Below are 12466 nucleotides of genomic sequence, written 5' to 3'. Positions count from 1 at the left end.
CTTGGTTTTCTTTTTGCTTTCCACAATGAGCAGGGTCAGCGGACGATCAGTGGAATTTCCTCCCCCATGAGTCTGCCTGCGAGGGCGGCAAACACCTTGCCTGTCCGGCCCGCTTCATCGATGGGCTGTCCCTTTCCAATGCAGGCTGTCAGCTCCCGGTCTTCGGGTATCACGCCGATGAGCTGTACCCCCGCAGCGTCGATCACCTCGTCCAAATCCGCAAACAACTTCTGTCCCAGAAATTTTTTCCCCACTTTGTTGATCACCAGGCGCTGCCGGGTGATTCCCGAGCGGTCCAGTAGATCGGACATGACCCGACCGTCCCGCACCGCCACCGGGTCCGGCGTCACTACCACCAGCGCACGGTTGCAGATCTCCGCGCCCACCGTGAAGCCGCAGCTAAGACCCGCGGGCGCGTCAATAAAGATGTAGTCATAATAATGGGTGAGTCCTTTGCACAAAAACGTCAGGCTTTTGCGCTCCAAGTTACAAGAGGTATCCCGCGGCGCGCCCAGCAGGGAAAGTCCCCGCTGATAAGGGCACTCCATAATGGCTTTGATGGGTTCGCATCGGCCTTTGAGGACATCGGCCAGGTCAAATACCGTTTGGTCTTCGACCCCCAGCATGATGTCGAGTCCTCCCAGACCCGCGTCCATCTCGATTAAGAGCACCTTTTTACCGCGCTGTGCCAGCGCCGCCCCGGTCAAGAGGCTGACTGTGGATTTTCCCACGCCGCCTTTTCCAGAGGTCACCAATAGGATTTCAGCCAAGGCGCAGGTCCTCCTTTCACCATCATATCATAGAACGGCTGTAAAAATCAAATAAAATCTGGGACAAGTTGTGCCGCTGCTTCATATAATATTGCCCAAAAAAGTGGAACATTCTTTGGCAACCTGTCTGTTTTTTCAAATATCTAGCCCGTGAAACAAATATTGGATAATTTTTCTTTCATTATATCGGGTACCCTTTATTCTGGGCTGCTGGCGGAGCTGTCCGTGGAGGAGGTCGGCGTTGTGGCCGTGCCCGATGCCTGGGAGGCGGCGGAACTCGCCGACGAGCTGTCCCCGCTTTCCCCGGTCTGGGTGGAGCCGAAGAAGTACTGGTCAAAGACCTTTTTGGCCACCGGAGCGCCAGTATAGCCGTGCCAGCCCTTTTCAATGACCACCACAATGGCGATCTGGGGGTCCTCCACCGGCGCGAAACAGATGTAGGTGGAGTTGGGGAACTCTTTGGTCTCCGGGGTGCCGGTCTTAGCCGCCACGGTGTAGGGGTAGTTGTCGAAGACGTGGACAGAGGTGCCCTGGGGGCTGGCCGCCAGTCTCATACCCTCGATGACGGTGTCGAAGACCGCGGGGGTGGAGACGGTTTCCACCACCTCGTTGGAGAAGGTTTCCACCACCTGGTCCTGGTTATAGGAGCGTATTTCCTTGACAATGTGCAGGTTCTTCCGTTTGCCCTTGTTGGCGATGGTGCAGACGTAATTGGCTAGCTGCAAAGGGGAGAACTTGTTGTCCGACTGGCCTATGGAGGCCTGGATGACGTCGCCGGGATGCCACTGCTCGCCCATGACGTTTTCGCGATACTCCCGGCTTGCCACCACGCCCTTGGCCTCACCGATTTCCACGCCGGTGGGGACGCCCAGCCCCAGGGCCTTGGCGTATTTGGCAATGTTTTCAATGCCGGTGCGGCGTCCCACATCGTAAAAGAAGATGTTGCAGGAGCGCATCAGGGCTTTAAAGACGGTGGTCTGTCCGTGGACGCCCAGGCAGCCCGGAGTGTAGCTGGGCGCATAGTACAGATAGGTGCCCGAACACTGGACGGTGGACTCGGGGGTAATGATCCCCTCGGTCAGCGCCGCCGTGGCCACGCAGGGTTTAAAGATGGAGCCGGGGGTGTAGGTACCCTCAAAGGCCCGGTTAAAGAGGGGGCGCAGCGGGTCCTGGGACAGGGTGTTATAATTTTGCCGGTAGGTGGACAGGTCAAAGGACGGGTAATTGACCGCCGCCAGGATTTCTCCGGTGCGGGTGTCGACGGCCACCACCACGCCGGCGTTGGCCTCCTTGCCCTCGCCCTCCTTGGCCGTGGCGTTGAGGAGCTTGATCTCATCCTCCAGCGCCTTGGCTGCCACCTTCTGCAATTCGCTGTCGATGGTGAGTACCACCGTGTTCCCCGCCTTGGGGGCTTTGGTGGTTTCCACATTGGAGACGATGCCCTTGTTGTTAAGCGTGATGTCCCGGGTGCCGTTTTCACCCCGGAGATAGCTTTCAAAATATTGTTCAATGCCGCTTTTGCCCACGGTGTCGTTGAGGAGATACCCCTTATCCTTGAGCTCGGCATATTCTTCTTTATAAATGGGGCCGATCTGGCCCACGATATGGGGCGCCACCGTACCGTTGACATATTCCCGGATGGGGGTCTCGTAGACGTCGGCGCCGGGCAGGTCCAGGTTATTCTCCTTAACCTTGGCCACCGTGTCCATGGAGACGTCGCTTGCGAAGGTATAGGGGTTTTCGATGGAGTAGCCCTTGTCCACCATCTCATAGCGCACGCCCGCGATAATCCGGGTCTGGACCGGGTCAAGCCCCTCAATTTTGTATTCCTCCACCATGGCGTCCATGACGTTTTCCAGGGTGGCCCAGTTCTGGAGTCCCAAAGTCTCCTTGAGCTTGGCCACGTCATCCTCCCGCCCCTCCATAAACTGGAACGGTTCCTCCATGGTGATGGGGAGATTGTCAATCCACGGCTCGTTGTTGGCTTTGAGGATGTCCACCAGGCGCAGAATAACCTGGTTTTCCATGTCTTTGGTCATGAAGACCTTATCCAGTACAATGTCGTAGCCCACCCGGTTTTTGGCCAGGGGTTCCATATTGCGGTCCACAATTTCGCCCCGTGCCGCCATAATGGTCTGGGTTTTGATGTCCCCTTTTTCAGCCAGGGCCAGGTAGTCCTTTCCCTCCACGATCTGCAGCTGCATCAGCCGCACGCCGAACAGGACAAAGACAATCAGGACGAGGACTGCCAACACGGCGGTCCTGACGCCCACTTTCGATATTTTCATGGCAAATCCTCCTTCCCACCTGCCGGTGGGGGTTATCGCGCTGTGGATCGTCCGAGACCCAAGCGTGGGCGACGCGACAGTGTTACAAATAAAACTTCGGGCACGTCCTGCCCGCCGCAGGCGCGTGGGTGACGCGACAATGTTACAAACAAAACTTCGGGCGCGGTGTCCCCCAGCGGTAGCTGGCGCTGACACATCGCGCTGTAATGCGTCGGCAATCTGGGCGCGAGTGACGCGGCGATGTTGCGAATCAAACTTCGGGCGCGGCTTGCCGACCGCAGGTCCGCGAATGACTCGGCAACGTTGCGAATCAAACTTCGGGCGCAATATCCCCCAGCGGTAGCTGGCGCTGACACATCGCGCTGTAATGTGTCGGCAATCTGGGCGCGTGGGCGACGCGGCAATGTTGCGAATCAAACTTCGGGCTCGATATCCCCCAACGGTAGCTGGCGCTGACACATCGCGCTGTAATGCGCCGGCAATCTGGGCGCGTGGGCGACGCGGCGACGTTGCGAATCAAACTTCGGGCGCAGCTTGCCGACCGCAGGTCCGCGAATGACTCGGCAACGTTGCGAATCAAACTTCGGGCGCAATATCCCCCAGCGGTAGCTGGCGGTAGGCGGACTATTCGACGGCGAGCAGCTCGACGAAGCGGTTGCTCAGCTTTCGGATGAAGTAATAGAACAGCGGCGTGACGATGAGGGAATACAAAATGACCGGCAGGATGCTGGTGAGCAGAATACGGGAAATGCCGTCGTAGTCCCACAGGGCCAGGTTAAAGAAAAAGTCGAAGAAGCCCCGTACAACCAGGGTGCCGCCCGACAAAATCAGGCAGGTGGTCAGGGTGGGGCGCATCAGCACGTGGACCAAAAGCCCCGCCGCAAAACAACAAAGCATGAGGACCAGTCCGTTGGAACCGAAAAGCTGGCCCGCGCCCAGGTCGCAGTAAAGCCCCGCCAGCGCCCCGAAGATGGCTCCGGAAAACTCCCCCTCAAACATGGCGATGCACACCACCAGCGGCACCAGCAGCAGGGGCTTGACGCCGAACACCACAAAGAGGGAGGTGGTCGTTTGGAGCACATAGCAAAAGAGGACCAACAGCAGATAGATGCCCCATTTCAGCACGTGGTAAATCTTTTTTTGCTGCATACTTCCTTTCCCTCCCCATTGGCTTCTATATTTTCAAAAAAGGCCTTTAGATGCTCCATCCAAAAGCCTTTCTTTCCCTGTTCGTTTGTCAGAGCATCAGGCCGCCGGCGATGTGGTGCCGGGCGCGGTGGTCGTACCGGGCGTCGTCGTGGTCCCAGGCGTCGTCGTCGCGCCCGACGTGCCCGCCCCGTCCGCCGGGGTGGTGATATTGTCCGGGGTGGCCGCCTGATCCCCCGACGGCTGGCCCGATTTTTGTCCCAGGAAGGAGGTGATTACCACCACGTCCTTGACCGAGAGGATGTCTGCCGCCGGCTGGATGGTGGCTACCAAGGATACCGAATGCTCATCCGGGCGCACGTCGATGACCGTGCCGATGACAAGCCCCTGGGGATAGGTGCCGCCCGATCCGGAAGTGGTGATCAGATCTCCCACCTTGAGGGTGCTTTCCCGGTCGACGTAGATCATCCGGCACTGGCCCTTATCGGCGATGGAGGCGTGTCCCGTGACGATGCCGGTGTCCCGGGTCTGGGTATCATAGGCCCCGACATTGCTGGACACGTCGAGAATGGTCATCACTTTGGAGGAGGTCAGCCCCACCTCATAGACCCGCCCCACCAGTCCCGACGAGGTGATGACCGGGTCTTCGAAGGAAACGCCGTGGAGACTTCCCTTGTCGATGGTAAAGGAGCCGAAACGGTCGTTGGGGTCCCGCCCGATGACCGAAGCCGTCTCGAATTTATAGTCGGGATTGAGTTCTTTAATCTCCAAAAACTGCTTGTACTGCTCATTTTCCGCCTTAATCTTCTCGTAGTCCACCAGCTTTTGGTTGAGTTCGTCGATCTGTCCTTTGAGTTCCTCGTTTTCATTCTTAATGGAGGAAGCATGGACAAACTTGGAGAAAAAACCGGTGGTTCCGTCGGCGATGGCGGAGGAGAGCTTTTGGAAGGGAGCGGCAATGGCGCCCATGAGCTGGGAGGTAAAGCCCGCCAGTCCCTGGGGCGAGGTGGCGCCGCGAATCATAAAGGCAATCAGGACGATGAGCACGCCCACCAGCACCTTAAAGCGCCAGCTCTTCATAAAGTCTTGCACGCGTTGCCCTCCTTTCCCGTCATGAGTCCGGACGCAAAGGCCCGGGAAGCACTCATGCAGTCTTCACGCCCCAAAGCGCGGGGGCCATGAATCCTGCATGATCGAAATTCCTATCAGCTGCCGTTTTCTCCGGCATATGGGCGATTAATATTTTCCGTCGTCGGAGAGCACCTCTTTGTACTTATCCAGGCCCTCCAGCACGACGCCGGTCCCCTTGGCCACGCAGTCCAGCGGGTCCTCGGCGATATGCACCGGCATGCCGGTCTCTTTGGATACCAGCACGTCCAGGCCTTTGAGCAAAGCGCCGCCGCCGGTGAGGGTGATGCCGTGGTCGATGATGTCCGCGGAAAGCTCCGGGGGCGTCTTTTCCAGGGTGGTGCGGATGGCGTCGAGAACGGATGCCAACGGGTCGGCCAAAGCTTCTCTGATCTCCGCCGGGGTGATCATGATGTTCTTGGGCAGGCCGTCCACCAGGTTGCGGCCCTTGATCTCCATGGGGGTCTCCCCCTCATACTCGTGGGCCGAACCGATATTAATCTTAATGTCCTCCGCGGTTCTTTCACCGATCAGAAGATTATATGTCTTTTTCACGTAATTGATGATGGACAGGTCAAATTCGTCGCCGCCCACCCGGACGGACCGGGCCGCGACGATGCCGCCCAGGGAGATGACCGCCACCTCGCTGGTGCCGCCGCCGATGTCCACGACCATGTTGCCGGTGGCCTCCGCCACGGGCAGGCCTGCGCCGATGGCCGCCGCCATGGGCTCCTCAATGATAGCCACCTGCTTGGCGCCCGCCTTAAGGGTGGCCTCCTTGACGGCCCGGCGCTCCACCTCCGTGACGCCGGAGGGGATGCAGATGATGACCCGGGGACGGGCCAGGGCGGAATTGTTGCAGACCTTTTTGATGAAGATTTGCAGCATGCTAGAAGTGATATCGAAGTCGGCGATGACGCCGTCTTTGAGCGGACGCACCGCCACGATGGAGCCGGGGGTTCTGCCGATGACTTCCTTGGCCTCGCTTCCCACATAACGGACGGTGTCATTGCGGGTATCCACCGCTACGACGGACGGCTCCCGCATAATAATTCCCTTACCCCGCATAAAAATGAGGGTATTGGCGGTGCCCAAATCCACACCAATGTCCTTGGAAAAAGAAAACATGTACAAGTTGCCCCTTTCACTTGATAAGAACCGGCCCGAGTCGGCGGCGCCGTTCTCCTTTTTATTCTTGCCTTACAAAAGCCACTGCAAACCATTTCCCCCGCTTCTCCAAGGAAAAATGAGCGTAGTGGTACATTTACCATATAACATCCCAAATATTATACCCTTAAATTCCCCAAACCACAATGAATATTTTCTTAATAATCCCCGTTTTTTGGCCGAAAAATACGATTTTGTCGATTGTTACAACTCATATTTTTCTTTGCCTCCAAATTCCAGCAAGGATGACCGGATTTCCGCCTTTTTCGTCACAGAAAAATAGAAATAGCCGGATGGCTATTCCTATTGTTTTCAAAACGGCTTTTCTTTACATTGGCGGGCCCTATGCTTGTGCGGCTGTATTCCCCAGCTTCCAGCCGGGACAAAACGCCTGGATTTCCCGGCACAGCCGGGCGATGGGCAGGCCCATCACATTAAAATAGTCCCCCTCGATGCCCTTGACGAAGACCGAGCCAAAACCCTGGACGCCATAGGCGCCCGCTTTGTCGAAAGGCTCCCCCGTGTCCAGATACCATGCGATCTCCTCCTGGGTCAGCGGATAAAACGCCACCCGGGTGCGCTGGGAAAAGGCCCGGCGCTCCCCGTTTTTTTGCAGGCACACGCCGGTATAGACGCTGTGGATACGCCCCGAAAGAAGAGCGAGCATTTCCGCCGCCTGCTGAGGGGACTCCGGCTTTCCCAGGATGCGGCCGTCGATGGCCACCACCGTGTCCGCGCCAATGACGAGATCATCGGGATGGCTTTGGGCTACCAAATTCGCCTTGCGGCGGGCAAGCAGTCGCACCGCCTCCTCCGGCCCCATTCCCTGGGGGATACTCTCATCCGCGTCGGCAGGCATTGTCAAAAAGGGGTGGCCCAAAAACGCCAGGAGCTCCTTTCTCCTGGGCGACTGGGATGCTAGAATCATCTGCATAACGCTTCTCCCTTCTGCGGCAAGGTGCCGCTCCCATATCGCGGCGGCAAGGTGCCGCCCCCATATCGCGCTTGAGCTCGTTCCTTGCGGCTGCGCGGGTGACGCGGCGGTGGCCTGAACGGGACCTAGGCCGCGGTATCCTCGCCGGCAGGCGCGCGGGCGGACAGTGTCCGCTCCCACGCCGCGCTGTGATACGTTCCCGGCGGCAACGCGGGCGACGCGACAGTGGCCTAAACAAGGCCCAGGCCGCGGTATCCTCGCCGGCAGGCGCGCGGGCGGCAAGGTGCCGCACCCACGTCGCGCTGTGATACGTTCGCGGCGGCAACGCGAGGGACGCGGCAGTGGCCTGAACGGGACCTAGCCCGCGGTATCCTCGCCGGCAGGCGCGCGGGTGACGCGGCGGTGGTTTAGGCAAAGCCCCAACGTGCGCCATCCCGTCCCGGTAGGGACCTAGAAGCGCTTGGCCGCCGCTTTGTAGCCGAACACGGACAGAATGAGGCAGAGGATGTGGGCGACCGTGATATTGGCGGACAGTCCGAAAGCCAGGGAAAAGACGCTCAGGTCCACCACCAGCGGGGCCTGGGACGAGATGCCGATGGACTGGGAAAATCCCAGCCAGGACAAAAAGGGGACATCCTTGCAGGCTGCGGCGAGCAGGGAGCCGATGACGATACCGCCCACCAAAAACAAAATGAGCAGCAGGTTCTTCTTCCACTTCATGCTTTTTCTTCCTTTGATGTATTTTCGTCTAATTTTTCCCGGTGGAGCCAAAGCCTCCTGTGCCCCGGGCTGTGGGAGTGAGCTCCTCCACCTCTTCGATGTCGGGGGTCATGACCGGCATGATGATGAGCTGGGCGATCCGGTCGCCGGGTTGGACCGTAAACGCCGTGTCCAACTGATTGATAAGCCCCACGAGAATCTCGCCCCGGTAATCGCTGTCGATGACGCCCACGCAGTTGGCCGGGGTGACGCCGTGCTTGATACCCAGACTGCTCCGGGCAAAGACGAACCCGGCAAAGCCCAGCGGAATCTCACAGGCGATGCCGGTATGAATCTGGCAAATCTCATGGGAACCGATGGTTACCGGCTCCTCCAACAGTGCGTAGAGGTCCACGCCTGCACTGCGCAAGGTGGCGCGAAAGGGAATCCGCGCCCGCTCGTCCAGTTTCTTGATGCGAAGTGTCTGCATAATCGCCCAACTCCTTTATCGTTATTCCGCCTGCCGGCGGGGGATGACGCGCACCTGGATTCCATACAAACCACTGCCGCGTGACTCGCGCTGCGGCCGCGAACACATCTCAGCGCGATATGGGAGCGGACACCGTCCGCCCACCGCCTGCCGGCGGAGGATGACGCGCACCTGGGTCCCGTTCAGACCGCTGCCGCGTTACCCGCGCTACGGCCGCGAACGCATCTCAGCGCGATATGGGAGCGGACACTGTCCGCCCACCGCCTGCCGGCGGGGGATGACGCGGACCTCGGTCCCGTTTAAACCGCTGCCGCGTGACTCGCGCTACGGTCGCGAACACATCTCAGCGCGACGAGGGAGCGGACATTGTCCGCCTACCGCCTGCCGGCGGGGGATGTCGCGGACCTGGATTCCATACAAACCACTGCCGCGTGACTCGCGCTACGACCGCGAACGCATCTCAGCGCGACGAGGGAGCGGACACTGTCCGCCTACCGCCTGCCGGCGGGGGATGACGCGGACCTCGGTCCCGTTCAGATCACTGCCGCGTGACTCGCGCTACAGTCGCGAACGCATCTCAGCGCGACGAGGGAGCGGACACTGTCCGCCTATTGTATCTTCCGGTAATAGAGGCCCCGGGTGATGTTGTCCCGGCCCCGTCCGGCCTTGTAGTCTTCCAATACCTGGGCCGCTTCCTCCCGGCTTTCCCGGGTAAAATAGAAGGTGGCGAAGTCGATGCCCTCCATTTCCTCCATCCGCTCGGCCATCCAAAGAGGATAGGCGTTATAGAGCACCATGCTCTCTTTTTCCTCCTCACACGCGGCGTGGAAGGCCCGGCCTGTCCGGTCGGTGAGGGGGTGAAACGCCCGGCCGCACTTTTGGCAGCCGAGACGGTTTTTGAGTACGCAGTTGCGGGTGAGCATCAGCGGCAGATAGCCGTAGCAGAGCATACCCCGGGGCACATTTCCCTCCAACCTCTTTGCCCGCTGTAAGGTGAGCTCAAAGGACAGCGTCACGTCGGAAAGCCCCAAATTTTCGAGCACATCCAGGGCCGGGGTGTTGACGATGTTGAGGCCAAAGTCCCCTGACACGGCAAGTCCCGCGTCCCGGGCCATCTGTACCGCCCCCAAATTGCCGCACACCGCCCGGGCGCAGCCCTTTTCCCTGAGCGTCCGCAGGATATCGGCCACTTCCTCCTCCCGGGAGAAAACGGCCCGGGGCACTTCCGCCCAGAGCTTATCCCGCTTCCCGCTGGGAAACGCCTCCCAATGGCGGCAAAGCTCCCCTGCCGGCAGGATGACCGCTTCAAAAAGGTCCAGCTGATCCATGGGCGCCTGCTCCACCCGGTCGAACCGGGCGCGCCAGCGAAGCGGCTTCCGGGGCCGGTAAGGCGCGCCGGACAAAACTTCGCAGGGGGTAAACGGTACCGGCGAGACCCGGCCCCGCTCCTCCCCCAGGGCGTCCAGCGCCTCCCGGCGCAGGCGGTTGAGTTCGGACACCGGCGCCATGCTGACCCCGTCGGTTAAAAGCGTCAGTTCCTCCAAGAAAAAGGGGGTGCCCCCCGTCTTTTCCATGGCCCGACGGCAGAGGGCCTCGTCGGTAGGGCGGCGCTGGGCAAGCTCCGGGTTGTCCCCGTGGACCGCCGCCTCATGTCGGTCCTGGTCCCAGGCCCGCAGGGAAACCGGTTCCCCTTGGCGCACGGTGACCTCCATCCCCACCGGTATCCGCTGGGTGGGGTGGGCGTATTCCTTTTGCAATGCTCCCAGCACCCCGGCGGCGGCGGTGACGTCCTCCTTCTGCCGGGTGCCGAACATTTCCGGACCCAAGCGAGCGTCAAAATAGCCGGATGTAAAGCCGCTGCGGGAAAAGACCGACTGAAGGGCCTCCAGGGACGAAGGGGAAGCCGTCCCCTCGTCGAGGATCTGGCGCAGGGCCCCCACCGAGGCGGCCACGTATTCGGGCCGCTTCATCCGGCCCTCGATTTTGAGACTCTTGACCCCCAGCTCGGCCAGCTCCCCCGCCCGCTCCACCAGGGACAGGTCCTTGAGGGAGAGGGCATAGGGCTCCCCATCAGGAACGCGGGTGTCCAAGCGGCAGGGCTGGGCGCACAGGCCCCGGTTGCCACTGCGGCCCCCGATGAGGGAGGATAGGTAACACTGGCCCGAGACGCACATGCACAGCGCCCCATGGACGAACACCTCAATTTCGATGCCCGCCCGGCTAGTGATGCGCTCAATCTCCTCCCGGCTCAGCTCCCGGGAGAGAACCACCCGGTCGTAGCCCAACTCCTCCAAAAGCCGCACGCCGGGCAGGTTGTGGACGCTCATCTGGGTGGAGGCGCTGACCTTCATGCCGGGCGCGCACCGGCGCAAAAGGGCATACACCCCCAGGTCGGCGGCGATGATTTCGTCTACGCCCGCCCCACAGCCAAGCGCAAGGGTGGCGAGTAGGGCGTCCATCTCGTCGTCGAACACGGCGGTGTTGACGGTCATGTAAATTTTAGCCCCGTATCGGTGTGCCAGCCGCACAGCCGCACACAGGGCCTGTTCGTCGAAGTTTTGGGCGTTTCTCCGGGCATTAAAGTCCCCGGCGCCCAGATAGACCGCGTCCGCGCCGGTGTAAATGGCCGCTTCCAGCGACTCCATCCCCCCGGCGGGCGCGAGAATTTCAGGTTTTTGCAAAATACTCTCCTTTTTCCCCACCTGCCGGTGGGGGATCACGCGGACCTGCGGTCGGCATGACACGGTCTGAGTTTCGTCCAATCCACTGCCGCGTCACCCGCGTTATTGTTACGAACGTATCCACGGCGCGATTTGGGAGCGGCACCTTGCCGCCCTGCGGTCGGCATGACACGGTCTGGGTTTTGTAGAAGCCACCGCCGCGCCACCCGCGCTTCAGCCGCGAACGTATCCACGGCGCGATTTGGGAGCGGCACCTTGCCGCCCTGCGGTCGGCATGACACGGTCTGGGTTTTGTAGAAGCCACCGCCGCGCCACCCGCGCTTCAGCCGCGAACGTATCCACGGCGCGATTTGGGAGCGGCACCTTGCCGCCCTGCGGTCAGCATGACGCGACCTGGGTCCGGCATAAGCCATTGCCGCGTCACCCGTGTTCAGGCGAAAACCGGGCTACAGTGCGATCTCCTCCAACGGCGGCTTGCCGCTCAGTGGGTGGTGTCCGCCGCCTGCTTGTCCTGGGCCTTGAGCTGGCGCTTTAAGAGCATCAGTTCCCGGCTCAACCGGTCGATCTCACGCCGGGACTCGTCCACCTCGATGCGGGCCTTGGCCGCGTCCTCCAAATAATCCTTGAGCTGCTGGCGCATGTTGTCAGCGTTGGCGTTTGCCTTGTTGCAGTCGTCCAAATAGGACAGCGCGCACAATAAAAGCGCGGTCATGATGGACATGTTGGGGTTGGATTCCATCATGCTCTGGGCCTGATTATCGATCTGGTAAGCCAGTTCCTTGACGTATTCCTCATTTTCCGGGGTGGCAATGACATAATCACTGCCGCACACGTGAATTTTTACTTTGTTTGCACTCTCCATTGTGAAAAGCCTCCATTGTCCGCTGGGATGCGATCCCGCCATTGACGGCGGATATTTTCCGCCCTTGTATGTTATCATTATAATATATTTTACCCCCCGATAAAAGCTATCTTTGTAAAATTTCGCCGCACCGCTCCAACACCTTCCAGCACATGACATTTTTTTAGTTGGAATCGACGGATTTCTTGACAGTTTTACACAAAACATCGAAAAATAATCCTTAAAATTAATACAATTTTACTCATGGTGGTTGATTCAAGGGCAAATCCGTACTATAATTATGATAAGTCCCCTTGTAACT

At 59.7% G+C, this 12466-nt stretch carries 10 protein-coding genes; all 10 read right to left on the bottom strand.

Annotated elements, in window-relative coordinates:
• Positions 1–35 precede the first annotated feature (35 nt).
• The gene (locus tag H8709_RS11065) at positions 36–770 is read right to left on the bottom strand and encodes a nucleotide-binding protein (RefSeq protein WP_262398399.1); all 735 of its coding nucleotides are present in this window, start codon (positions 768–770) and stop codon (positions 36–38) included.
• Between the two features lie 197 nt (positions 771–967).
• Positions 968–3058 (bottom strand): penicillin-binding transpeptidase domain-containing protein, encoded by a 2091-nt coding sequence (locus H8709_RS11060; RefSeq protein ID WP_262398398.1) that lies wholly within the window; start codon positions 3056–3058, stop codon positions 968–970.
• Positions 3059–3682: 624 nt separating this feature from the next.
• Complete coding sequence (gene mreD / locus H8709_RS11055) at positions 3683–4207, bottom strand: rod shape-determining protein MreD (protein ID WP_262398397.1); 525 nt, start codon at positions 4205–4207, stop codon at positions 3683–3685.
• Between the two features lie 96 nt (positions 4208–4303).
• Positions 4304–5296 carry a rod shape-determining protein MreC gene (gene mreC, locus H8709_RS11050; RefSeq protein WP_262398396.1) on the bottom strand — a complete coding sequence of 331 codons (993 nt, stop codon included), beginning with the start codon at positions 5294–5296 and terminating at the stop codon, positions 4304–4306.
• Between the two features lie 144 nt (positions 5297–5440).
• Positions 5441–6460 (bottom strand): rod shape-determining protein, encoded by a 1020-nt coding sequence (locus H8709_RS11045; RefSeq protein WP_262398395.1) that lies wholly within the window; start codon positions 6458–6460, stop codon positions 5441–5443.
• A 382-nt stretch (positions 6461–6842) separates the two neighbouring features.
• Complete coding sequence (locus H8709_RS11040; protein ID WP_262398394.1) at positions 6843–7433, bottom strand: Maf family protein; 591 nt, start codon at positions 7431–7433, stop codon at positions 6843–6845.
• Between the two features lie 450 nt (positions 7434–7883).
• Complete coding sequence (locus H8709_RS11035) at positions 7884–8153, bottom strand: DUF4321 domain-containing protein (RefSeq protein WP_262398393.1); 270 nt, start codon at positions 8151–8153, stop codon at positions 7884–7886.
• Positions 8154–8181: 28 nt separating this feature from the next.
• On the bottom strand, positions 8182–8622 hold the full coding sequence (gene dut / locus H8709_RS11030) for a dUTP diphosphatase (RefSeq protein WP_262398392.1): 441 nt from the start codon (positions 8620–8622) through the stop codon (positions 8182–8184).
• A gap of 608 nt (positions 8623–9230) precedes the next feature.
• A complete protein-coding gene (locus H8709_RS11025; RefSeq protein ID WP_262398391.1) occupies positions 9231–11303 on the bottom strand; it encodes a U32 family peptidase in 2073 nt (690 codons plus the stop codon).
• Positions 11304–11784: 481 nt separating this feature from the next.
• Positions 11785–12165 (bottom strand): cell division protein ZapA, encoded by a 381-nt coding sequence (locus tag H8709_RS11020; protein WP_262398390.1) that lies wholly within the window; start codon positions 12163–12165, stop codon positions 11785–11787.
• Positions 12166–12466: the final 301 nt, after the last annotated feature.

The organism is Zongyangia hominis, from assembly GCF_014385095.1.
Taxonomy (GTDB): domain Bacteria; phylum Bacillota; class Clostridia; order Oscillospirales; family Ruminococcaceae; genus Zongyangia; species Zongyangia hominis.
The sequence above is the reverse complement of the archived record's forward strand: the minus strand, read 5'-3'. Positions and strand labels throughout refer to the sequence as shown.